Here is a 21,851-nt window from a genome sequence, read left to right on the forward strand (position 1 = left end):
GCCCGGGCACCGCCGGCGCCGTCACCCCGCCGTGCCGGACGACCCGATGTGGACCACGCGCGCCCAGTCGGGCGGCGAGTCCGGCACGTGGTCGGCATCGTGCTCGCGCCACGACCGGTGCGTTCCGTGCCGGGGGAAGAGGCCCACGACGGTACGGCACGGCGGCCGCGAGGCCGGCCAGGGCGTCTGGCCGTCGGTGAGCACCACGACGACGTCGGGCCCGGGCCGTGTGCGCAGCGCCCTGGTGAAGCCGGTGCGCAGGTCCGTGCCACCGCCGCCCACCAGCGGGATGCCCTCGGCGCGGCACAGCGGGTGGGCGATTCTCGCCGCGGCGTCGCACGGCACGACGGTGACCATGTCGCGGCGGCCTCCCACGGCGCGGGATATCGCGGTCACTTCGAGGAGGGCGCTGCCCAGTTCGGCGTCGCTGACGGAGCCGGACGTGTCGATGACCACGCAGACGCGGGGCGGTCTGCGCCGCAGGCTCGGCAGCACGACACCGGGCACGCCGGCCGAGCGGCGCGAGGGCCGGCCGTAGCTGTAGTCCTCGCCCGCGCCGGCGCCGGAGGCCGCCGAGCGTACGGCGGCTCCCAGCAGTTGCCGCCACGGCTGCGGCGGGTGGAACGCCTCCTCCGCCCACCGTCGCCAGCTCTTCGGCGCGTGGCCCGGGCGGCCGTTGATGCCCTGCGCCACGCGGAAGCGGACGGCGTCGCGTTCCTGCTCGCTCAGGCCTTCGGCGCCCGCCGGTCCGAGGTCCCACTCCCGTTCCAGGCCGTCCGCGCCGCTGCCGCAGTCCAGCCAGACGAAGTCCTGCGTCAACGGGCCGAGACCGAACCGCCCGAGATAGTCCTCCATGAGCTTCCCCTCGGGAAGTCCCAGGGACTTCGGGATGACGGCGCCCTGGGGCGTGTCCAGACCTTCCCCGAAGGCGTCGTCGTTCACCTCGCAGTCCGCGGCGATGTTCATCCTCAGCCGTTCCGCCGGGCCCTCCAGCCCCTGTTCCCGTGCGACGCGGTCGCCGCGCCCGTGGTGGTCGCGCAGCAGGTGGGACACCTCGTGCACCCACACCCCCGCCAGTTGCTCCAGCGGCGTCCGGTCCACGAACGCCGGTGAGACGTAACACCGCCAGTGCGGGTCGACGGCCATGGTCGGGACCCGCCGGGACTCCACGACATGCAGCGCGAACAGTGCGGTCGCCAGGTAGGGCCGGACCCGCGCGGCGTACAGGCGGGCGGCGAAGAGCTTCTCGAGGTCCAGTGCCCCCGGTGCGTCCGCGCTCACCGGCCGGCCTTCGCGACGAGCCCGGACCTGGCGGCCGCCCGGTCGGCGCGCCGGGACAGCGACACCACTCCGGCGAGCCGCTCCACGGCCTCGGGTACGTCCCAGTCCTCACGGCGCAGCGAGGCGAGCGTGGTCGCGGGGACGACGACCAGGTCGGGGGCCCCGGTCTCCAGGGCCCGGACCAGCAGCGCCCACGCCGCGTCCCAGCGGGACCTCTCCGGGCGGTTGCGGACGGCGTCCACCACACCGTCCAGTACGGCCTGACGCAGGTCCCCGCGCTCGGGCAGGACGGCAGCCGCGGGGTCGGCGAGCAGTTCCTCGGGATCGGGGAGGTCCATCCGGTCCATGCTCGCCAGCAGTTCCAGCCCCGGGCCGTCCCCGACGGTGCCCCTGACGAGCAGGGAGAGCACCTCCCGGGAGGCGCCGGCCGCGGTCGCGAAGGCGATCAGGCACAGCGTCATCTCCCAGCTCCGGGGGGACGGCCAGGCGCCGCCGCGCCGGGCCTCGTTGCCGGGGAGGCGGTGGACGAGGCCGGGGCGGGCGGCGAGGAGCCCGCACACCGCGCGCCGGGCGAAGTCCACGGCCTCGGGCAGCTTTCCGGGGTCGAGCCGCGGCAGCGTCGCCCGGGGCCAGGTCCCGCCGAGGCCGCGCACCACCACGTCGTGGTCATGGGTCCACTGCAGGTGGACGAACCGGTTGGCCAGCGGCGCGCTCAGTTCCCAGCCGTCGGCCGCGGAGGAAGGGGGGTTGGCGGCGGCCACGATCCGGACGGCGGGCGGCAGCCGCAGGGCGCCGATCCGCCGTTCGAGCACGAGGCGCAGCAGGGCCGCCTGCACGGCGGGCGGCGCGGTGGACAGTTCGTCGAGGAAGAGCAGGCCCCGGCCGGCCCGCACCAGGCGGACGGCCCAGTCCGGCGGGGCCATCGGGACGCCCTGCTCGGCGGGGTCGTCCCCGACGACGGGCAGCCCGGAGAAGTCGGAGGGCTCGTGGACGCTGGCGATCACCGTGGTCAGCGGCAGGTCGAGCGCGGCGGAGAGCTGGGTGAGCGCCGCGGTCTTGCCGATCCCGGGCTCGCCCCACAAAAGCACCGGCAGGTCGGCGGCGACGGCCAGGGTGAGGGCCTCCAGTCGGGTGTCGGGGCGCGGTTCGGTGGTGGTGTCACGCAGCAGCGACAACAGGGATTCCGCGACCTCGAGTTGGGGTGCGGTTGCTGGGACGGAGGCAGGGGCGGACGGGGCGGCAGGGGCGGACGGGGCGGACGGGGCGTGCGTGGGCATGGATGGTCACCTTGGGGTTCGTGAAGTCGAAGGGGGTACGGGGGCCTGCGCGGGGACGCCGCGCACGCCCCGGGGTCAGCGGGAGGTGCGGTGCCGCGGCTGCGACCGGCCGGAGCGGCCGCCGGGTGCCGGGAAGCGCTCGCGCGGCGGGACGCGTCCGGGGGCGGGCCCGGCAAGGCCTGCTCTGAACAGGCCGTACGCGATGCGCCGTTGGGCCGCCGCCTCCAGTTCGTCCCGGAGCGGGCCGTCGCGGAGCACGGCGCCGGGCCCGAGCAGGCCCTCGACGACGGCCAGCGCGCCGACGGTGTCGCCGTGGTCCAGACGTGCCCGTACGTCGGCGAGGGACTCCGGACGCCGGTGCGCCCGGTCGATCGCCCGCAGGCAGGGCAGCGGGGTGCCGGTCAGCGCGACCAGCAGTTCCTCGCGGCGGATCTCGTCCGGGTCGTGGTCCAGCGCGGCCAGGACACCGTCGACCATGCCGATCCGGTGCAGCGCGCCCCGGCACTCCACGACGCGCGGTTGTCCCTGCCGCCCCCGCGGCAGGGACGGGCCGGACGGCGTGTGGCCGGGCACGAGCGCGGCGGCGACCAGCGGGTGCAGCCCGTCGGCGTCGATCAGGCCGGCCTGAAGCAGTTCGAGGTCCGGTGGCACCCAGGTCGCCGCCTCCGGCAACACGGGCAGCGCCCGGGCGCGTGCGCCGTCCGCGGCCGTCGCGATCCGCGCGATGGGCCGTCCCGTGCCGCCACCGTCGCTCACGTCCACGAGCAGCCGGTGGCGGGACCCCAGGCGCACGGTGACGGCGCCGGTGGTCCGGCCCTCGGCGCGCAGCACCATCCTCGCCTCGTCCTCCCACCGGTCGGCCGCGCAGCGGTGCTGCGGCGGCGGTGGCCCGGGCGGCTGCGGGTCCGGGAGGAGAGGCCGATCGGCGGGCCCGCGGCCGGTTCCGGCGCGGAACCGCAGTTCGCCGGTTCTGCGCGCGTCCCACAGGTGGCGGTGCAGGTTGAGGCGGAACCGCCGGTGGGGCCGGGGGTGCGGATGGTGGAGGGCGCCGGCCTCGGGGCGGGCGGGGTCCCACAGCGCGAGGCTCATTCGCTGCCCGCCGTCCGCCCATGCCGGTGGGGTCCTGGCCACGAGGTGCACGCGGTCCCCGTCCTCCGGTCCGAAGGCCCCGTACCGGGCCAGGGAGATGGTCAGGCCCGGGCGCAGCAGACCGTCGGGGGCGACCCGCGGCATGTGCCAGCGCAGCAGGTCGGGAGCCAGATGGCGGAGATCGGCCCGGACCCGGGCCGCGAGTTCCCGGCCGTGGGTGCGGGCGAGGGAACGCAGGTTGAGGTCGACGTCGAGACCGGCGGCGGCGCACGCCCCGCTCCAGTCACCGCGGCGGCGGCGGGCGGTGGCGGCCTCGACCATGGAGGGCGGCACGGCGAACTCGCGCACGCGCAGCCAGAGGGAAAGGCGGGAATCCTCGTTCGCGATCGGAGTGAGCATCAGCACTCACCTTGCGCGGACGGGACCCCCAATCTGGAAAGGGAGTAGGTCGTCATCGCGGGGAGCATAGCGTTCTCCGTCACGGTCTGTCAGGCCCCTTGCCCGGGGCGGCGACTCACCCGACGGCTCCCGCCCTCACCCGATGCCGGTTCCCGGGCCGCACGGCGGACGTCGCCGGCCCGGCGGCCGGTCAGTTCCAGATTCATCCATCGTCGCCGGCTTCTGGCTGATGCGCAGGACCATCGGCAGCACCGCGCTCCAAGACGCCGGCGAGGCGGCGCCGGCCCGAAGGGTGGAGCAGGTGTTCACGCTGCTCCCCGGCGACTGACCGCCGACCGCTTTGCCCGGTCTTTGCGGCCGGCCGGAAACAGAACGGCGGGGCGCGGGGTTGCGATTGACATGGCAACTCTTGGACTGATCGGCAGCGGATCCATCGGCGGCACCCTGGCGCGACTCGCCGTGAACGCGGGCCTGGACGTGGTGCTCAGCAACTCGCGCGGGCCGCAGACCCTGGACGGTCTGGTCGCCGAACTGGGCGCCCGGACGCGCGCGGCGACCCCGGCCGAGGCCGCCGCGGCGGGCGACTGGGTCGTGGTGACGATCCCGCTCGGGGCCTTCGACCAGGTCCCGGTGGCACCGCTGACCGGGAAAACGGTCATCGACACCGGCAACTACTACCCCGAGCGTGACGGCCGCATCGCCGCACTCGAGGACGGGACCACCACGGAGAGCGGGCTGCTCCAGGGCCACCTGCCCGACGCCCACGTGGTGAAGGCGTTCAACAACATCTTCTTCCGCCACCTCGGCGATCTCGCCCGCCCCAAGGGCTCACCCGACCGGACCGCCCTGCCGATCGCCGGCGACGACCCGGCCGCCGTCGCGCACGCCGCCGAACTCCTCGACGCACTCGGCTACGATGCCGTCGGCTACGGCACCCTCGCCGACAGCTGGCGCTCCCAGCCCGGCACCCCCGTCTACGGTCTGCCGTACTCGGGCGGCGAGGCCGACTTCACGAAGGCCACGGCGACCCCTGTGCCCGCCGACGCAATCCGGGCCGCGCTCGCCGCGGCCACCCGCTGACGGACGCGCCCGCGGCATCCGCCGACGGCGCCGGAGGACATGTGACCGATCCGCTGACCGACGTCCTGGGCCTGCTCGACCTGCGCAGCGGGAGCTTCGCGCGGCTGGAGGCCCAGGAACCGTGGGCCGTCGGCTTCTCCGGCTTCCGGCACATCAAGTTCGGCGCCGTGCTGCGAGGCGACTGCCGGATCGCGGTGGCCGGGACCCCGGGACCGGTGACCCTGAAGGCGGGCGACTGCTACCTGCTCGGCGGCGGCCGCGCATACGAGCTGTCGGGCGGCGCCGAGGTCCCGGCGGTGCCGAGCGCCGAGGTCTTCGACGGCTTCACGCCCGGGGACGCGGTCCGGATCGGCACCTCACCCGACGCGGTCGTCGTGGGCTGCGGATTCGACCTCGACGAGGCCAACGCCGCCGTGCTCCTGGACGTCCTGCCGCCCCTGATCCACGTCGGCGCCGGGTCCACCGCGGCGGAGGGCATCCGGGCGGCGCTCGAACTGCTCCGCGCGGAGACCAGTGAGCCCGCGCTGGGCACACCCTTCGTGACGGAGCGGCTGGCCCACGTCCTGCTGGTCCACCTGCTCAGGGCCCACGTGGCCGAGCACGGGCCGGAGGGCGGCGCCTGGCTCACCGCGCTCGCCGACCGGCACATCGGGGCCGCGCTGAGCCTGATGCACGACCGGCCCGCGCACCCCTGGACCGTCGCCGAACTCGCCGGGCGGAGCGGGATGTCGAGGTCCCGGTTCGCCGACCGGTTCACCAGGACCGTGGGCGTGCCGCCGCTGGAGTACCTCGCATGCTGGCGCATCCGCTCCGCGGCACGGGAGCTGAGGACGAGCGACCGCACCGTCGCGGCGATCGCGGCGCGCTGGGGCTACGGCTCGGAGAGCTCCTTCAGCCACGCCTTCAAGCGCGTCATGGGGTCCTCGCCCGGACGTTACCGCACGACGGAACCGCACCGCCCGGATGAGACCGGGTGAGACCGGGTGAGGGCCCCCGGAGACGACCTCCGGGAGCCCGCACGGCGGGGTGCGGCGATCGTCACCGGCCGGCGTCGGTGGTGATCAGCTTGGCCAGCTCGACGGGCATGGACAGGAACGGCGAGTGCCCCGAGGGCAGCCGGTGGACGCGCTGCGCACGGGCCGCCATGGCCTCCTGGAACTCCGGGGCGAGCGCCGTGTCCCGCTCGGTGAGGATGTAGGTGGAGGGCACGGTCTTCCACGCGGCGGCGGTGAGCGGTTCGCAGAAGGACCTGGCCGTCTGGAGCACCAGTCGCGCGGTGGCCTCCTCCGCGTCCCGTGGTGCGACGTCCCCGTAGAAGGCGGCCTTGGGGTCCTCGTAGTGGCCGTGCGCGGACAGCGAGTCGACGCCGGCGCCGGAGATCTTGCCGCCGCTCATGCCGTCGATGGACTCCCCCTCGTCGAGCACGAACGCGGAGAGGTAGACGATGCGCGAGACGTTCGGCGCGTCCGCTGCGGCCTGCGTGGCGGGGATGCCCGCGTAGGAGTGGGCGAGGACGGTCACCGGGCCTTCGACCGCGTCCAGGCGCTCCCGGACGGCCCGCGCGTCGTCGTACATCCCGGCCGTGTTCGCCTCGTCGGCCGCGGCGCTCGGCAGGTCGACGGTCTCGACGCGCCAGCCCAGCGCGGTGAGTTCGGGCACGAGCCGGTCGTAGCACCAGGCGCCGTGCCAGGCACCGTGGACGAGGAGGATGGCGGGGCGGCTGTTGTCTGCAGTGGTCATGTGAGGCCTTCGGTACACGGTCGGGTACGCGGACGCCGGTGACGGCGTCCGTCACCGACCGTAGTTCCGGGGGCCCGCGGCGGACCATGCGCGCCCGTCCGGCGTTCTTGCGCGCCCGTCCCGCGTACGCGCGCGAGGCGGCGCCCGGCACCGGGGGCCGGTGTCCAAGGCGCCGCCGGGGAGCCCGGCGACCCTCGGCTGCCGCCGCCGGATTCCCCGGAGCCGCCGCTGCGCGCACCGTCCCCGTGCCGCGACGGCACTCCCGGCACCCGTACGGACCGGGGCGTCCCGGTCACACCCTGCGGACGGTCTTCGCCGGTTGTTCACCTGTGCGCCCGATGGTGCTGACCGGGTGGCGAGATGATCGCCTTTCCGACCGTAAGCGCAACGGAGAGACGATGCTCCCCAAGAGAACCTACGCCGCGCTCACGACCGCGGCTGTCGCGGCCGGCACGCTGGTGGCCGCGAGCCCGGCGAGTGCCCACCACCCGCATGTGACGCCGGACTTCCAGCGCACCGCCACCTACCCGGTCTTCCAGAACCGCCCGGCGGGCGAGGACCCGGCCACCGCGACCGTCGCCGAGATCTCGGCGGTCAGCGAGGACGGCCGCACTCTGGTCTACACCGACGCCCTGGCGCGGCGGATCGGCTTCCTCGACATCAGCAAGCCGGGCAGCCCGCGCGGGCTGGGCACGTTGTCGCTGACCGAGCTCGGCGACGCCGAGGACGAGCCGACCTCCGTGGCCGTGGTCGGCCAGTACGTGCTGGTCGTGGTCAACACCAGCAGCGGCTACTCCACGCCCTCCGGGCGCCTCGACGTCATATCCCTGCGCAACCGCGAGCGGGTCACCAGCATCGACCTGGGCGGTCAGCCGGACTCCATCACCATCACCAAGGACAAGCGGTACGCCGCGATCGCGATCGAGAACGAGCGCGACGAGGAGGCGACCCCGCCCGGCGGTGAGGAGGGCGACCTGCCCCAGGCCCCGGCCGGATTCGTGCGGATCGTCGACCTCGATGGCGCCTCGCCGCAGCACTGGCGCACCCGGGCCGTGCCGCTGACCCGGCCCGACGGCAGCGCGCTGCCCACGCTGACCGCCGCCGGGATCGTCGAGCCCACCGACCCGGAGCCGGAGTACGTCGCGGTCAACGGCCGCAACCAGCTGGCCGTGACGCTGCAGGAGAACAACGGCGTCGTCCTGGTGGACCTGCCGACGGGCCGCATCACCAAGGCCTTCAGCGCCGGCACGGCCACCGTCCGCGGCATCGACACCGTCAAGGACGGCGTCATCGACCAGAGCGGCTCGATCACCGACGTGCGGCGCGAGCCCGACGCCGTCAGCTGGATCGACGACCGCTACTTCGCCACCGCCAACGAGGGCGACTGGAAGGGCGGCACGCGCGGCTGGACCGTCTTCGACAGCCGCACCGGCAAGGTCGTCTGGGACGCGGGCAACAGCTTCGAGCGCCTCGCGGTGCGCTACGGCCTGCACGACGAGGACCGCGCGGGCAAGAAGGGCACCGAGCCGGAGGGCGTGGTCGTCGCCACCTTCCACGGTGTGCGGTACGCCTTCGTCGGCTCCGAGCGCGGCAACTTCGTGGCCGTCTACGACGTCAGCCGCCCGGCCGCCCCGGTCTTCCGCCAGATGCTGGCCACCACCAACGGCCCTGAGGGACTGCTGCCGATCCCGTCGCGCGACCTGCTCGCGGTCTCCAGCGAGGAGGACGACGCCTCGGTGGGCGTGCGGGCCTCGGTGAGCCTGTTCCAACTGGGCAAGGGCACGCCGTCGTTCCCCGGCATCGTCTCGGCCCCGGACTCCGCCGGCGCGCCGATCGGATGGGGCGCGCTCGGCGCGCTGTCCGCCGTCCCAGGCAAGCCGCACGAGCTGTACACGGTCACCGACGCGGCGTACTCCGTCACCAGGATCATGACCATCGACACCTCGCGAAAGCCGGCGGTCGTCACCCGGGCCCTGACCGTCAAGGACGCCGACGGCAAGCCGGCCGGCTACGACGCCGAGGGCATCCACGCCCGCCCCCAGGGCGGCTTCTGGCTCGCCGTCGAGGGCGCGACCGGCGACGGCAACAAGCTGGTCCGGCTCGACCGCGACGGCGTGACCCGCCAGGTCGTCCCGCTCCCGGCGGACGTCGCCGCGGGCCTGGCGAAGCAGGGCTTCGAGGGCGTCACCGCCACCACCGACCGCAACGGCCGCGAGGTGGTCTGGGCCACCCTGCAGCGCGAGGTCAAGGGCGACCCGGCCGGGGTCGTCCGGATCGGCCGCTACGACGTCCGGTCGGGCACCTGGAGCTGGTTCGGCTACCGGATCGGCACCACCGGTACCCCGGGCGACTGGATCGGCCTGTCCGAGATCACGGCGGTCGGCGACAAGCTCGCTCTGATCGAGCGGGACAAGCTCAACGGCCCCGCCGCGAAGATCAAGCGCGTCTACACGGTCGGCATGCCGAAGTCCGCCGCCCCCTCGGGGTCGCTCCCGGTGCTGCCCAAGACGCTGGCCCACGATGTGCTGCCCGACCTGCGGGCGACGAACGGGTGGACCCAGGAGAAGCTCGAGGGCCTCACCGTGGGCGGTGACGGCCACGTCTACGCCGTGACCGACAACGACGGCCTGGCCGACGCCACCGGCGAGACGGTCTTCCTGGACCTCGGCTCCGGCAAGCGGGTCTTCGGGAAGCGCTGACCTCCGCGCCGCCCTCTCCGTACGGCCGCCGGTTCCGTCGGCGGCCGTACGCGTCAGCAGCGTGCGAGCCCGGTCGGCGGGCGGCGTGCCGGGGCGTTCAAGAGCCGTTGTGCCCGCTGTGCGGCCCCGGGTATCAGCGCGGTTCCGGTTGTGCTTCCGGTCGGCGCGCGACGAGGACGAACTCGCGGCCGGGCCGGTCCGGGGCGTCGCGTACGTCGTCGAGGGCGTACCCCTGCGCGGCGAGTGACGCCTCGATCTCCTCCCGCCCCCGGAACCGCAGGGTGGAGGTCGAGGTCAGCACCTCCCGGCGCGCACCGAGAAGGTAGGTCCAGCGGAACGTGACCAACGGGCCGCTGACGTCGAGAAGGTCGACCCAGTGCTCCACCGGTCCGGTGCCCGGCACGTCCACGACCCGGTGCGACGCCTCGCGGTTCCAGCCCTCCCACGCGCGCCTGGCCGGGTCCCGCGTCTCGAACACCAGGCGGCCGCCCGGCCGCAGGGCGTCGTGGGCCCCCCGCAGGGTCTCCCGCCACGCCCGGGGGTCGGCGATCGCCTGGGCGACGTTGGCCGTCATCGTCACCAGGTCCACGCGCAGTGCCGGAAGCGCCGTGGCGTCACCGGCGATCCAGCGCACCCGCTCGCCACCCGGCTTTGCCCGGGCGACGTCGAGGACCGCCCGGGCCGGGTCGACGGCGACGACCTCGATCCCGAGGCCGGCCAGCCGCAGTGCGAACACCCCCGTTCCGCAGCCGATGTCCAGGACCCGGCGGGCGTCGAACTCCCGCACCACGGCGGTGTACGCGTCGAGGTCGCCGCGGTCGGGGTCGAGGGCGTCGTACATCGCGGCCAGCCGCGGGTCCTCGAATTCCTCGTCAGCCATGTGGCGACACTACCCGCCGCGAGACCCACGTCACATCCGTGCCCGTGTCACGTTTCCCGAGCCCCGCACGTCAGGGCTGCGTAACCGTCACCACGCAGGAGGAGACCGCCATGGAAGCCCGTGTGAACCTGTTCGGCAACGCCCTCGCGCTCACGTTCTTCAAGCACATCAACTCGGCGGGCCGGGTGCCCGGGGAGTCGGGGCTGCCGCTCGCGACCCAGGAACTGGTGAAGATCCGCGCCAGCCAGATCAACGGCTGCGGCTTCTGCACCGACATGCACACCAAGGACGCCGCCGCGGCCGGTGAGACCTCGGTGCGCCTGAACCTCGTCGCGACCTGGCGCGAGGCCACCGTCTTCAGCGAAGCCGAGCGCGCCGCCCTCGAACTCACCGAGCAGGGCACCCGGATCGCCGACGCCGCCGGCGGCGTCACGGACGAGGTCTGGGCGAACGCCGCCAAGCACTACGACGAGGACCAACTCGTCGCCCTGATCGGCCTGATCGCCGTCATCAACGCCTACAACCGCATCAACGTCATCAACCGGCAGCCCGCCGGCGACTACCAGCCGGGCCAGTTCGGCTGACGGCGGGCGCCGCAACCACGGGTACGGGCCGCCGTACCCGCGCCGTTCGCCGCCGCGCGGGGACGGCGCGGGCGGCCCGGCACCCGGCGGGACGCCGCCGGAACCTCCGGGCGATCTCAAGTGCCGTTGCCACGAGCCGTGACATTCGACGTGACCTACCAGGTCTCCGACACGGACGTCTCGAGCCCGGCGATCCGTGCGACGGTGCGTCGGCACTCGCTGCTGTCGTACGTCTTCGGCACCGGCATCCTGGCCACGGCCGTCAACCTGGTCGCCGGGATGGTCACCGGCCGACCCGGTCAGCGCCCGCATATCCCCGGTCGCAAATCCCTGTCAAGTCCCGCATTTCAGCGACATGACGCCGGGCGTCGCGCCCGGCTTACTGGAGGCATCGGGTTCACGCCCCCAGGGCGGCCCACCGGACACACCGGAACCTCCACCGACGCTCACGAAGGACAACGACCATGGCCCGCATCCCGTACACCAAGCGCCTCGTCACCCTCACCGCCGCGACCGCCCTGGCCGCCGGAGGAGCGCTGCTCCCCACCACCGCGTTCGCCGCCACCACGCCGTCCGAGGCGCACGCCGCCACCGCGAAGGCCGGCCGCGGCGGCGGTCACGGCGGAGGCTGGGGCCACGACGACCGGGGGCGCGGCGGCTGGAAGCACGGCGGCAACCGCCCCGACAGCAGTGGCAACGGTAACGGCAGCATCATCATCGTCCTCGGTAACAACAACTCCACCAACGTCAACAACGGCACCGTCAACAACGGCGTGATCCTCGACTGAGCGTCCGGCCCCTCCGCGCCGCCTCCCGAGAGCCCCAGCACCTCCGGCCACCGGAGGTGCTGTTCCCGTTCCGGTTCGCCGCGAGGCACCGGCCGGGGCCCGGGGTCACTGCTCGGAGCAGACCTCGTCGCCCGGTGATGTGCGCACCCGGGCCAGGAGTCCGCGGAGCGCCGTGATCTCCTCCGGGGACAGATCACCGAACAGCCCCCGTTCGACCTCCTCCACCGCCGTCTGGGCCTCGGACAGGACGGCGCGTCCGCGATCCGTGATGGCGACGATGTGCCGACGGCGGTCGGACGGGTCCCGTCGACGCTCCACGAGCTGCGCGGACTCGAGGTCGTTCAGGATCGCGACCATGATGCTGGGATCCACCTCGAGCGCCGCGACGAGACCCTGCTGCCCCATGGATCCGCACCTGCCGAGCAGCATCAACGTGGCACCTGCCCGCGGTGTCAGACCGCAGGAGGCGAAGGCGCGCTGGACCCGGCCGTTGGCGATGGCCCCGTGCCGGGCCAGCAGGAAACCGAGCTGCTCCAGCGGGTCGCCGCCGGCGGCATCCTCAACCGCGATCTCGTTCACTGCCATACGTACATGGTAGCGCGACACCAACCATCGTGGTCTATGGGTAATCCATGAATTTCAACGATTTCGGGGACCGTGCGGCGGCTCCACGGACGGAGATCCACGGCGCCCCGTCAGTGACGTTTGTGTCCTGTTATTCCGCTTCTCCGGATTCCTTGCGCGAGGCGATGGTCACACACCATAAACGATTGACGGCCATCAATCATCTGTTAGGTTCCATTCACCAGCGATTCACAGCGACGCCGGCCCCGCGGATCCAGCGCCTGCGAACCAGGCGCCCCGCACCGGCGGCCCCCGCGCAATCGCCCCCGCACGACGGGGACCGGCCCACCGGCCGGACCGTCGTCCGACGCCCCGCACACCGGGGCGCAGCAAGGAGTAACCAGTCATGAACAAGTGGACGCGCATCATCGCCACCTCCACCGCCTCGGTCGCGCTCGCCGGCACCGCCCTGCTCGGCGCCACGGGCTCCGCCTCCGCCGCACCCCGGCCCTCCGGCCAGGACCGGCAGACGGTGACCGTCAGCAGCACCCCCTGGGACCGGAACGCCGACCGCGGCGGGAACAACGACCGGCGCTGGCACGACGAGATCACCCGCCACCACTACGACTACGGCCACCACCAGGTGCAGTACTGGTACGGGTACGACGGCAAGCTCTACCGCTACGACGGCCACCGCCTGGCCCGCTGGTCCCACGGCCACTGGGTGACCGTCTGGCAGTCCCACGGCCACGGACCCGTCCGCTGAGGCCCGACCGGATCCGGCACACCCCGCCGGACCACGCACGCCCCGGCGACCGGACAACCCGGCCGACAGGGCAGGGAGCCACGCCGGTGCCGAGCCGCCCCGTCCTCACACGGCCCGGCACCGGACGGCTCCCGTCGCTCGCCCTCCCCTGATGCCGCCGGCACACGAAAGACCCGGAGAACACCATGCTCAAGACCACGCCAACGACGAAGTCCGGCGGACTGCTCAACAACGTCCTCGTGGCGGTTCGGCGCCAGCAGTCGGCCGCCGCCCCCGGCAGCGGACGACACCGCGGCCGGCCCGCCGGCGAACGCGTCACCGCCATCGGCATCCCGGGCATGGGCGCCCACCGCCGCCCACTCGACGCGCCCGGCCCCGGCACCACGGCCGCCCAGGGCTGAACACCGCCGAGGCCGCTCCACGACACTCAGGCCGCCCGCGCCCTGGTGCACACCCGGCATCACGGTGACGAGCCGGCCGGACGCGTGCCGCGCGCACCGCGCGCGCCCCCACACTCTTGCGCGAGAAACAGCGCCGGCTCCCCGTCCCGGCCCCGCACCTCCCCCTCCTGGTGTCCGGGCCTATCCGGAACGGGGAGCCTTTCGACGTCGGCGCACACATTCGAGCACAGGCTCGGCGCCGCCCCATCCGGCGGCCCCTTCAGCGCCTACGGCGACCCGTGCGCCGCCGAGGCGACGATCCGCCGCGCCCCGGGTGAGTCCTCCCCGCCGGGCGACACCGCGGTGCGCCTTGGCGTGTCACGCCGTCCCATTGCCGTTTCAACTCCCCATACACCAGGGGAGGTCGCCGCTCCACGCCCAGGCACTTACCAAAAGTAAGCGACTAATCCCCTCTTTGGCCCGCGGTAGCCGAGTGCACCACGGTGGAGCCGTGGGACCCGCGCCTCGCACCCCCGGCGACGCGGACCACCGGGCTCCCCGGCGCCGTGACGCCGGGGAGCCGCCCCACGGGGCCACGAACACGTCTGACGCAAATGGAACTTCACATGGCAACCCTGCTGCACCTCGACTCCTCCCTCCACCCGGGCTCCGACTCCCGCTCCCGCACCGTGGCGCTGACCTTCCGCGACGCATGGCAGGAGCAGCACCCGGACGGCACCGTCGTCTACCGCGACCTCGCCGCGGACCCGCTCCCCCATCTCGACGTGCACGGCTTCTCCGCCGCCTTCGTCGACACCTCGTCGCACACGCCCGAGCAGGCGGCGGCCTTCGCGGGCCGTCTGGCCCTGATCGAGGAACTGGAGCGGGCCGACGCCGTGCTCCTCGGCGCCCCGATGTACAACTTCACGATCCCGTCGACGCTCAAGAGCTGGATCGACCACGTCCTCATGGTCGGCCGGACGACCGGTGACACCTCCAGCGTGAAGGGCGTGCCGGTCACCGTCGTCGCCAGCCGCGGCGGCTCCTACGCGCCGGGCACCCCGCGGGAGTCCTCCGAGTACGTCCAGAACTACCTGCGGTCCATCCTCGGTGAGTACATGGGCCTGGACGTGGACTTCATCGTTCCCGAACTGACCGCGGCGGCGTCGAACCCGGCGATGGCGGAGCTCGTCCCGCTCGCCGAGGCCTCGTGGGCCCGGGCCCTGGAGGACGCCACCATCAAGGGCAAGGAGGTCGCGCGGCGCGTCGGGGCCGCCTGACGCCGGGCCGTGTCCTGCCCGGGGACAGGCAGGACACGGCTGCCCGCGCGCGCTGCCTGGTACCGGGAGGCATAGGACCAACGTTCCGTGGCCGGCGCGGCCGCGATGACGCAGCCTTGGCCGTGGCAAGCACATCTCGGCCTCCCGCCGCGGTGAACCCCCGCCCCGTTCGGAAGATGCGCATGAACCACCAGACGACCACCCATCGCAGCGCCGGTGACCACCACGACCCCACCGGCCCCGACCTCGACAGCGCCCCCGGCTCCGGCTCCGGCACGCAGGAGTCCGGCATCGACGGTCTGGCGCACCTGGTCGACGACATCGCACACGCGATGGCCAGCACGCCGGAAGCCGTCCTGGCCGGCATGTCGGACGACGTGCTGAACGCCCTCTTCCTCCTGCACGTCCAAGAGGACCGGGGTCCGAAGTAAGGCCCGCCTCACCTGCCGGCTTTCCTCCGGAAATGTACATTTACATGGTGAACGGCCGATTGGCGTTGCTCGCCGATGTCGAGAAGGGCATCGCCGAGGGCGAGGTGCTCCGGCTCGCCCTGCAGCACGCGGTCGCCGAGCTGGACGGGCTGGGCGGCACGGTCCACCTGTGCGGGCCGATGTCCGCACTGCGAATGGTGTCCACGGTCGGACTGTCGCCGGGGTCCGTTCGCCCCTGGGAGATCATCGACCAGGAGAGCCCGGTGGTCCCGGCGCGTGCCGTGCGCACGCACGGCCGCGTGTGGGCGGCCAACGGGTCGGCCGGCGCCGTCCGGCCCGCGACGCGGATGGGTTGGCCCGGCACGGGACTGGCCTCCGTGGCACTTTCGGACGGCGTCAGCTCGGTGGGTTCGCTGACCGTCGTCACCGGCCCGGCCGGGGAGCCCACCGAGGAGCAGTGGCGGTTCCTCGAGGCGGTGACCGCCTGGGCGCAGGAACGCGTGGACCAGGCCCCGCCCCCGAGCCGCCCCACTCACGAGGAGCCCAGCGGCAGCCGGCTGCGGCAGGCGCTGAAGGCCGTCGAGGTGGGAACGTGGGACTGGAACATCCGCACCGGCGAACTCGCCTGGGACGACGCGGCCATGGCCGTCTACGGCACCGATCCCGCCGACTTCGTGCCCCGGGTCGAGAGCTGGATGAAGGTCGTCCACCCCGACGACCTGCGGTGGACGCTCGCCGCCGCCGAGAAGGCGATCCGGAACCGGGGCGTGTTCGAGGCCGAGTACCGGGTGCGTCGCCCGGACGGCAGCTACGGCTGGACCGAGACCCGCGCCAAGGTGGTCCTGGACGACCGGGGCGAGCCGTACCGGATGATCGGCACGGCGTGGGAGAGCAATGAGTCGCGTTCCGCGCGTGATGCGCTGAGCCGTGCCCTGCGGTACATGAGCGACGGTTTCCTCTCCGCTGACGAGGACTGGCGCATCACCTTCGTCAATCTGGAGGCGGAGGACGTGCTCGGCTCCTCCGAGGAGGAGTTGTTCGGCCGGGTGCTCTGGACGCTGCCGTCGCTCCGGCAGGTCCCCGGCCTGGAGGCCCGCTGCCGGGAGGCCGCGGCCAAGGCGGCGCCCGCGAGCTTCGACGTACGGATGCCGGACACGGGCTCCTGCTACCACGTCCGGCTGGTCCCGCAGCCCGACGGGGTGACGCTCTACTTCACCGACGTCACCGACCGGCGCAGGCACGAGGCCGAGCGCGCCGCCGCCGAGCGGGCGGCGGGCGAACGCGCGGCCCGGATCGCCGAACTGACCGCGGCTCTCGCCAAGGCGACGACCTCGCGCGACGTGGTGGACGCCGTCGCCCAGCGCGTCCTGCCGCCGTTCTGCGCCACCGGGCTGCTGGTGCAGGCGCTCGAGGACGGCAGGGCCTACAACGTGGGGTCCGTCGGCTACCCGCAGCCCTTCCTCGACAACCTCCAAGGCCGCCCCCGGGGCGCCGAGGACCCGGTGTGGGACGCCATCTCGACCAGCGGACCGGTCTTCGTCTCCTCGCCGGGGGAGTACGCGGCGCGCTACCCGGCCACGGCGGACCGCCCGCACCTGACCGGGAAGGGGTCATGGGCCTTCCTGCCGCTGACCGCCTCCGGGCAGACGTTCGGCGTCTGTGTGGTCGCCTTCGATCAGCCGCGGCGGCTGACGGACGAGGAGCGCACCCTGCTGAGCGCCATCAGCGCCTTGGTGGCCCACGCCCTGGAACGCGCCCGGCTGTACGACGCCGAGCACACCCGCTCGCGGGAGCTGCAGAGCGCCCTGCTCCCCCAGGAACTGCCCGCGCTGCCGTCGTGCACCCTCGCCGCCCGCTACCTGCCGACCGAGCAGGGCGCCGACGTCGGCGGCGACTGGTACGACGTGATCCCGCTGTCCGCCGGGCGCGTCGCGTTCGTCATCGGCGACGTGATGGGCCACGGCCTGTCCGAGGCGGTCACCATGGGCCGCCTGCGCACGGCCGTCCACACGCTGGCCGGTCTCGAACTGCCCCCCGACGAGATCATGGGGCACCTCAACGACATCGTCGGCGGACTCGGCGCGGACTCGTACGCCACTTGTCTGTACGTGCTCTACGACTCGACCACCGGCATCTGCTCGGTGACGCGCGCCGGCCACCCCCCGCCCGCGGTCGTCCATCCCGACGGGACCGTGCGCTTCCCGAAGGCGCCGCCGAACCCGCCCCTGGGGGCGGCGGAGCAGCCTTTCGAGAGCATCGAGCTGCGGATCCCCGAGGAGAGCCTGCTCGTGCTGTTCACCGACGGGCTGGTGGAGTCCTCCGAGCGCGAGATCGACGAGGGCCTGGGCGACCTGGCGCGGCTGCTGGCCGACGGTGACGGTGGGGACCTGGGCGCGCTCTGCGACACTCTCACCTCCGGGCTGCTCCCCGTGGGGCGGACCACCAGCGACGACATCGCCCTTCTCGTCGCCCGCGTCCACGCGCTCGCTCCCGAACGGATCGCGTGCTGGCCGCTCCCCGAGGACCCGCGGGCGGCGGGGAAGGCCCGCAGGCACGTGCGGGAGCAACTGTCGGCGTGGGGGCTGGAAGAGCTGACGCCGACGACGGAGCTGCTCGCCAGCGAGCTGGTGGGGAACGTCGTCCGCCACGGGAAGGGCCCGATGACGCTGCGACTGCTGCGGGACATCGACCTGGTCTGCGAGGTCTCCGACGACAGCCTGACGATGCCCCGCATCCGCCACGCGTCCGAGACGGACGAGGGCGGCCGGGGGCTGCAGCTCGTCGCCTCGCTGTCCCAGCGGTGGGGCACCCGTTACACGCCCAACGGCAAGTGCATCTGGACGGCGCAGCAGTTGCCGGACCCCGACGCACGCCCGCCGCTCCTGGGCCTGGAGCCTTTCGACGCGGACGCGGTACCGCCCCTCGACTGACGGTGGGGGCAGGGCGACTGCCGCTGATGGCAGGCGTGTTGCCGGAAGGGCGACCGCCGGGCCGGTCCCCCGGAGGCATGGTGTGACACGTCTGTGACAGTCGGCGGACAGCGTCATGACGTCGGCGCGCAAGGGTGGTCCATAGAGGGCAAAACGCCCCAATCGGACATCCACCTCCTGCTTCCGAGGGCGTGAGCAGGGACGACAGCCGCCGAAGGACACCCGATGAGCTCCGCACCCACCACGCCCCAGCCCGGCACCGACACCGCCGAGATCCCCGGCACCGGGACCGAGGTCCCCGAACTCGCCCCCCGCGAACGCGAGACCCTCCGCCACATCGCCGCGGGCCGCACCTACCTCCAGACCGCCCGCCACATGGGACTGTCCAAGCACACCGTCGACGCCTACCTGCGCCGCATCCGCGCCAAACTCGGCATCTACAGCACCGCCGAACTCACCCGCACCGCCATCGCACTCGGCCTGTGAGCGCCAGGGCCTCGTCCGCCGGCGCGGTCAGGACCGGCCGAAGCCGCTGAGGAACGCGTCCACCACGAGGTCGGCCGCCTTCGGGGGCTCCACGTCGGGAAAGCGGTGGGAGACGGTGTCCACCAGTTGGTCGAGGACCGCCCGCACCCACTCCGGGGCGGCATCGGGGCGCAGATACCCCTCGTCCACGGCGCGCCGCAGGAAGGCGTCCAGGCGCGCGCTCTGCACCGCACGCCGGCGGTCGGCGTCGGGGTCCTGCCGCATCATGCGGCGCGTGTCGAGCGGCCACTCGCGGCTGACCGGGACGATCCCCTCCACGTAGCGGTGCAGGGCGACGGCCACGGGCGCCTCCATGAGCCGCGCCTCGTCCAGAACGCGCTCGGCGGAGTCGAGTTTCGCGTGAAAGACGGCACTGAGCAGCGCTTCTCGCGTGGCGAACCGGCGGTGGACGGTCGTCCGGTCCACCCGGGCGGCACTGGCGATGGCCGACATCGAGGTACCGGGGTCCTCGGCCAGCAGCCGGGCCCCGGTGCGCAGGACCACGGCGAGGTTACGTGCGGCATCGGCTCTCATGATGGCGCTCATGCTAGCAGCGAGTCGCAATTAGACGTACATCACCATCGTGGTCGCTGCAAAAGGATGGAGTACTGCTACATTGGTGTTGCAGTTAGTCGACGAGCTTCCACAGCTTCCGCGGTTCGGCCCATCGGCCCGGGAGCGCTCGTCACAGGACAGGAGGAACGTTCCATGGCACGTACGTGGCTGATCACCGGTGGTTCCCAGGGCCTCGGCAGGGCCCTCGCGGTCGCGGCGCTGGAGGCGGGCGACCAGGTCGCGGTGACCTCGCGCAGGCCGGAGGCACTGACGGAACTGGCGGAGGCGCACCCCGAGCGGTTCCAGAGCCTCGCGCTGGACGTCACCTCGCCCACGGAGGCCCGGAAGGTGGTCGCCGCGGTGGTCGAGCGCTTCGGCCGTCTCGACGTCGTGGTCAACAACGCGGGCTACGCCACCACCGGCACGGTCGAGGACTTCCCGGAGGACGAGTTCCGGGCGCAGATCGAGGCGAACCTCTTCGGGGTCGTCAACGTGACGCGGGCGGCGCTGCCCGTCCTGCGCGGCCGGCGTTCGGGACACTTCGTGCAGGTCTCGTCCGTCGGCGGCCGCGTCGGCGGCACGCCGGGCCTCAGCGCCTACCAGACCGCCAAGTTCGCGGTCGCGGGCTTCTCCGAGGTCCTGGCGAACGAGGTCGCCCCGCTCGGCATCAAGGTGACCATCGTGGAGCCGGGCGGCATCCGTACCGGCTGGGCCGCCGGCGCGGCGCTGACCTCCGGCCCGATCGGCGCCGACTACGAGCAGACCGTCGGGCGGTGGCAGGAGCGGTTCGCGGCCTACAGCGGCAACGAACCCGGTGACCCGGCCCGCATGGCCCGGGCGATCGTCGACGTGGTGGGCGCCGAGGAGCCCCCGCGCCGCCTGCTCCTCGGCGCCGACGCCCTGGAGATCGCGCTGAGCGCGGAGGAGGCACGACTCGCGGAGGCCAGGGCCTGGGCTCACGTGAGCCGCTCCACGGACCACCCGGCCGCACCCCGCTCCGCCTGACGCTCACCCCCGCCTGCACCCGCCCCTCTTCGCCTTTGCCCCATCGCCAGGAAGACATAACCGATGATCATTCGCGACAGCCTCTACATCGGCGGCTCCTGGGTGACCCCCAGCGACCCGGAGCCCCTCCTCGAGATCCGCTCCCCCCACGACCAGTCCGTCCTCGGCCGCGTGGCCCAGGCGGCCGACGCGGACGTGGACGCGGCCGTTGCCGCGGCGCGTGAGGCCTTCGACAACGGGCCGTGGCCGCGCTCGGACCCCAAGGAGCGGCAGGAGGTGATCCGCAGGGTCAACGCGCTGCGCGAGGCCCGGGCCGACGAGATCGCCGCGACCATCTCCGCGGAGAACGGTTCGGCGGGCTGGTTCACCAAGGCCGGCCAGCCGTTCCTGACCCGCCAGGTCGAGGCCTACCTCAAGGCCGCCGGCGAACTCGGCTGGGAGGAGGTCCTCGAACCCTCCGACCCCTCGGTGGACTTCGACACCGTCGTCAGGCGCGAGCCGATCGGCGTGGTCGCCGCGGTCATCCCGTGGAACTCGCCCTTCTCCGCGGCCACGGCGAAGCTGACCCCGGCCCTGCTGGCCGGCAACACCGTGGTGCTGAAGGTCTCCCCGGAGAACTCGCTGAGCATGACGCTGCTGGCGGACCTCTTCCACGAGGCGGGTCTCCCCGAGGGCGTGCTCAGCGTCCTCCCGGCGGACCGGGAGACCAGCGAGCACCTCGTCTCGCACCCGGACGTCGACAAGATCGCCTTCACCGGGTCGACCCGCGCCGGCCGGCGCATCGCCTCGATCGCCGGCGAGCAGCTCAAGCGGGTCAGCCTCGAACTGGGCGGCAAGTCCGCGGCCGTCATCCTGGACGACGCCGACCTCCCCGCCGTGATGCAGGGGCTGCGCTTCGGCTCCCTGGCGAACAACGGCGAAGCCTGCATCCTGCAGTCCCGGATCCTGGCGCCGCGCAGCCGCTACGAGGAGGTCGTCACGGCCCTGAAGGAGATGGTGGAGTCGCTGAAGGTCGGCGACCCCTCCGAGCCGGACACTTTTATCGGCCCCATGATCCGCCGCGATCAGCAGCAGCGAGTGATCGACTACATCAAGCTGGGCATCCAGGAGGGCGCCCGGCTGGTGACCGGCGGCCCCGAGGTACCGCAGGGGCTGGAGCGGGGCAACTACGTCACCCCCACCGTGTTCGCCGACGTCGACAACGGCATGCGCATCGCCCAGGAGGAGATCTTCGGCCCCGTGCTGGTCGTGATCGCCTACGACGACGAGGACGACGCGGTGCGGATCGCCAACGAATCCGACTACGGCCTGTCGGGAGGCGTCTGGACCTCGAGCCCGGAGCGCGCGCTGGAGATCGCCCGCCGGCTGCGCACCGGGACCGTGACCCTGAACGGCTCCCCGGTGAGCTTCGACGGGCCCTTCGGCGGATTCAAGGCCAGCGGCATCGGCCGCGAGTACGGATCGGTGGGCCTGACCGGCTACGTCGAGCACAAGACGATCACCCGCCGGCGGTGACCGCGGACGAGCCGGGCCCGGAAGGTGAGAGGCGCCCCGGGCCCGGCGGTCTCCGGTCGGGGCGGCACGGACGGGTCAGAAGT

Annotated in this window: 20 protein-coding genes and 1 pseudogene; 14 read left to right on the plus strand and 7 right to left on the minus strand. The window is 73.3% G+C overall.

Annotation, left to right across the window (positions count from 1 at the left end; translation table 11 throughout):
* Positions 1-21: 21 nt before the first annotated feature.
* The 3 genes from ACRWNP_RS23745 to ACRWNP_RS23755 form a co-directional block, all read right to left on the minus strand.
* Complete coding sequence (locus ACRWNP_RS23745; RefSeq protein ID WP_431964528.1) at positions 22-1,281, minus strand: vWA domain-containing protein; 1,260 nt, start codon at positions 1,279-1,281, stop codon at positions 22-24.
* Positions 1,278-2,558, minus strand: a complete 1,281-nt coding sequence (locus ACRWNP_RS23750; RefSeq protein WP_431964530.1) for an AAA family ATPase — start codon at positions 2,556-2,558, stop codon at positions 1,278-1,280. Before ACRWNP_RS23750 ends, ACRWNP_RS23745 begins: the two co-directional genes overlap by 4 nt.
* Before the next feature lie 75 nt (positions 2,559-2,633).
* Positions 2,634-4,046 carry a hypothetical protein gene (locus ACRWNP_RS23755; protein ID WP_431964532.1) on the minus strand — a complete coding sequence of 471 codons (1,413 nt, stop codon included), beginning with the start codon at positions 4,044-4,046 and terminating at the stop codon, positions 2,634-2,636.
* 399 nt (positions 4,047-4,445) lie between these two features.
* Here ACRWNP_RS23755 and ACRWNP_RS23760 point away from each other — a divergent pair, with 399 nt between their 5' ends.
* A complete protein-coding gene (locus ACRWNP_RS23760) occupies positions 4,446-5,126 on the plus strand; it encodes an NADPH-dependent F420 reductase (RefSeq protein ID WP_431964534.1) in 681 nt (226 codons plus the stop codon).
* A 41-nt stretch (positions 5,127-5,167) separates the two neighbouring features.
* On the plus strand, positions 5,168-6,103 hold the full coding sequence (locus ACRWNP_RS23765; RefSeq protein ID WP_431964536.1) for an AraC family transcriptional regulator: 936 nt from the start codon (positions 5,168-5,170) through the stop codon (positions 6,101-6,103).
* Positions 6,104-6,164: 61 nt separating this feature from the next.
* On the opposite strand, the gene ACRWNP_RS23770 is transcribed toward ACRWNP_RS23765, so the two are convergent.
* Positions 6,165-6,866: an alpha/beta fold hydrolase gene (locus ACRWNP_RS23770; RefSeq protein WP_431964538.1), complete on the minus strand. Its 702-nt coding sequence runs from the start codon at positions 6,864-6,866 to the stop codon at positions 6,165-6,167.
* A 398-nt stretch (positions 6,867-7,264) separates the two neighbouring features.
* On the opposite strand from ACRWNP_RS23770, the gene ACRWNP_RS23775 reads away from it, so the two are divergent.
* On the plus strand, positions 7,265-9,565 hold the full coding sequence (locus ACRWNP_RS23775; protein WP_431964539.1) for an esterase-like activity of phytase family protein: 2,301 nt from the start codon (positions 7,265-7,267) through the stop codon (positions 9,563-9,565).
* 133 nt (positions 9,566-9,698) lie between these two features.
* Here the strand turns inward: ACRWNP_RS23775 and ACRWNP_RS23780 are convergent, their stop codons facing one another.
* The gene (locus ACRWNP_RS23780) at positions 9,699-10,445 is read right to left on the minus strand and encodes a class I SAM-dependent methyltransferase (protein WP_431964541.1); all 747 of its coding nucleotides are present in this window, start codon (positions 10,443-10,445) and stop codon (positions 9,699-9,701) included.
* Between the two features lie 110 nt (positions 10,446-10,555).
* Here ACRWNP_RS23780 and ACRWNP_RS23785 point away from each other — a divergent pair, with 110 nt between their 5' ends.
* From ACRWNP_RS23785 to ACRWNP_RS23795, 3 genes and pseudogenes are all read left to right on the plus strand, one after another.
* Positions 10,556-11,029 carry a carboxymuconolactone decarboxylase family protein gene (locus tag ACRWNP_RS23785; protein WP_431964543.1) on the plus strand — a complete coding sequence of 158 codons (474 nt, stop codon included), beginning with the start codon at positions 10,556-10,558 and terminating at the stop codon, positions 11,027-11,029.
* 120 nt (positions 11,030-11,149) lie between these two features.
* Positions 11,150-11,320 (plus strand): annotated as a pseudogene (locus tag ACRWNP_RS23790) (DUF1345 domain-containing protein); the annotation flags it as partial.
* Positions 11,321-11,493: 173 nt separating this feature from the next.
* Entirely contained in the window at positions 11,494-11,817 is a 324-nt protein-coding gene (locus tag ACRWNP_RS23795; RefSeq protein WP_431964572.1) for a hypothetical protein, read from the plus strand.
* 105 nt (positions 11,818-11,922) lie between these two features.
* On the opposite strand, the gene ACRWNP_RS23800 is transcribed toward ACRWNP_RS23795, so the two are convergent.
* Positions 11,923-12,402 carry a MarR family winged helix-turn-helix transcriptional regulator gene (locus tag ACRWNP_RS23800; protein ID WP_431964545.1) on the minus strand — a complete coding sequence of 160 codons (480 nt, stop codon included), beginning with the start codon at positions 12,400-12,402 and terminating at the stop codon, positions 11,923-11,925.
* Between the two features lie 385 nt (positions 12,403-12,787).
* On the opposite strand from ACRWNP_RS23800, the gene ACRWNP_RS23805 reads away from it, so the two are divergent.
* The 6 genes from ACRWNP_RS23805 (at position 12,788) to ACRWNP_RS23830 (ending at position 18,654) form a co-directional block, all read left to right on the plus strand.
* On the plus strand, positions 12,788-13,147 hold the full coding sequence (locus ACRWNP_RS23805) for a hypothetical protein (protein ID WP_431964547.1): 360 nt from the start codon (positions 12,788-12,790) through the stop codon (positions 13,145-13,147).
* 185 nt (positions 13,148-13,332) lie between these two features.
* On the plus strand, positions 13,333-13,548 hold the full coding sequence (locus tag ACRWNP_RS23810) for a hypothetical protein (RefSeq protein ID WP_431964549.1): 216 nt from the start codon (positions 13,333-13,335) through the stop codon (positions 13,546-13,548).
* A 605-nt stretch (positions 13,549-14,153) separates the two neighbouring features.
* Positions 14,154-14,807 (plus strand): FMN-dependent NADH-azoreductase, encoded by a 654-nt coding sequence (locus ACRWNP_RS23815; RefSeq protein ID WP_431964551.1) that lies wholly within the window; start codon positions 14,154-14,156, stop codon positions 14,805-14,807.
* A gap of 182 nt (positions 14,808-14,989) precedes the next feature.
* Entirely contained in the window at positions 14,990-15,238 is a 249-nt protein-coding gene (locus ACRWNP_RS23820; RefSeq protein ID WP_431964553.1) for a hypothetical protein, read from the plus strand.
* Positions 15,239-15,270: 32 nt separating this feature from the next.
* Positions 15,271-18,168 (plus strand): SpoIIE family protein phosphatase, encoded by a 2,898-nt coding sequence (locus tag ACRWNP_RS23825; RefSeq protein ID WP_431964554.1) that lies wholly within the window; start codon positions 15,271-15,273, stop codon positions 18,166-18,168.
* Positions 18,169-18,393: 225 nt separating this feature from the next.
* Positions 18,394-18,654 carry a response regulator transcription factor gene (locus ACRWNP_RS23830; protein ID WP_431964555.1) on the plus strand — a complete coding sequence of 87 codons (261 nt, stop codon included), beginning with the start codon at positions 18,394-18,396 and terminating at the stop codon, positions 18,652-18,654.
* 27 nt (positions 18,655-18,681) lie between these two features.
* On the opposite strand, the gene ACRWNP_RS23835 is transcribed toward ACRWNP_RS23830, so the two are convergent.
* Complete coding sequence (locus ACRWNP_RS23835; protein ID WP_431964557.1) at positions 18,682-19,227, minus strand: TetR/AcrR family transcriptional regulator; 546 nt, start codon at positions 19,225-19,227, stop codon at positions 18,682-18,684.
* A 174-nt stretch (positions 19,228-19,401) separates the two neighbouring features.
* Between ACRWNP_RS23835 and ACRWNP_RS23840 the strand changes: the two genes are divergently transcribed.
* Both ACRWNP_RS23840 and ACRWNP_RS23845 read left to right on the plus strand, forming a co-directional pair.
* On the plus strand, positions 19,402-20,253 hold the full coding sequence (locus ACRWNP_RS23840) for an oxidoreductase (protein WP_431964559.1): 852 nt from the start codon (positions 19,402-19,404) through the stop codon (positions 20,251-20,253).
* 63 nt (positions 20,254-20,316) lie between these two features.
* The gene (locus ACRWNP_RS23845) at positions 20,317-21,768 is read left to right on the plus strand and encodes an aldehyde dehydrogenase (protein ID WP_431964560.1); all 1,452 of its coding nucleotides are present in this window, start codon (positions 20,317-20,319) and stop codon (positions 21,766-21,768) included.
* Positions 21,769-21,851 lie beyond the last annotated feature (83 nt).

This window comes from Actinacidiphila sp. bgisy160 (assembly GCF_965342435.1).
Classification (GTDB): domain Bacteria; phylum Actinomycetota; class Actinomycetes; order Streptomycetales; family Streptomycetaceae; genus Actinacidiphila.

Coding starts and splice junctions, on each gene's coding strand:
- ACRWNP_RS23750 (WP_431964530.1), bottom strand. CDS start 2,558: ATGCCCACGCACGCCCCGTCCGCCCCGTCCGCCCCTGCCGCCCCGTCC.
- ACRWNP_RS23755 (WP_431964532.1), bottom strand. CDS start 4,046: ATGCTCACTCCGATCGCGAACGAGGATTCCCGCCTTTCCCTCTGGCTG.
- ACRWNP_RS23760 (WP_431964534.1), top strand. CDS start 4,446: ATGGCAACTCTTGGACTGATCGGCAGCGGATCCATCGGCGGCACCCTG.
- ACRWNP_RS23770 (WP_431964538.1), bottom strand. CDS start 6,866: ATGACCACTGCAGACAACAGCCGCCCCGCCATCCTCCTCGTCCACGGT.
- ACRWNP_RS23775 (WP_431964539.1), top strand. CDS start 7,265: ATGCTCCCCAAGAGAACCTACGCCGCGCTCACGACCGCGGCTGTCGCG.
- ACRWNP_RS23780 (WP_431964541.1), bottom strand. CDS start 10,445: ATGGCTGACGAGGAATTCGAGGACCCGCGGCTGGCCGCGATGTACGAC.
- ACRWNP_RS23785 (WP_431964543.1), top strand. CDS start 10,556: ATGGAAGCCCGTGTGAACCTGTTCGGCAACGCCCTCGCGCTCACGTTC.
- ACRWNP_RS23795 (WP_431964572.1), top strand. CDS start 11,494: ATGGCCCGCATCCCGTACACCAAGCGCCTCGTCACCCTCACCGCCGCG.
- ACRWNP_RS23800 (WP_431964545.1), bottom strand. CDS start 12,402: ATGGCAGTGAACGAGATCGCGGTTGAGGATGCCGCCGGCGGCGACCCG.
- ACRWNP_RS23805 (WP_431964547.1), top strand. CDS start 12,788: ATGAACAAGTGGACGCGCATCATCGCCACCTCCACCGCCTCGGTCGCG.
- ACRWNP_RS23810 (WP_431964549.1), top strand. CDS start 13,333: ATGCTCAAGACCACGCCAACGACGAAGTCCGGCGGACTGCTCAACAAC.
- ACRWNP_RS23815 (WP_431964551.1), top strand. CDS start 14,154: ATGGCAACCCTGCTGCACCTCGACTCCTCCCTCCACCCGGGCTCCGAC.
- ACRWNP_RS23820 (WP_431964553.1), top strand. CDS start 14,990: ATGAACCACCAGACGACCACCCATCGCAGCGCCGGTGACCACCACGAC.
- ACRWNP_RS23825 (WP_431964554.1), top strand. CDS start 15,271: ATGTACATTTACATGGTGAACGGCCGATTGGCGTTGCTCGCCGATGTC.
- ACRWNP_RS23830 (WP_431964555.1), top strand. CDS start 18,394: ATGAGCTCCGCACCCACCACGCCCCAGCCCGGCACCGACACCGCCGAG.
- ACRWNP_RS23835 (WP_431964557.1), bottom strand. CDS start 19,227: ATGAGAGCCGATGCCGCACGTAACCTCGCCGTGGTCCTGCGCACCGGG.
- ACRWNP_RS23840 (WP_431964559.1), top strand. CDS start 19,402: ATGGCACGTACGTGGCTGATCACCGGTGGTTCCCAGGGCCTCGGCAGG.
- ACRWNP_RS23845 (WP_431964560.1), top strand. CDS start 20,317: ATGATCATTCGCGACAGCCTCTACATCGGCGGCTCCTGGGTGACCCCC.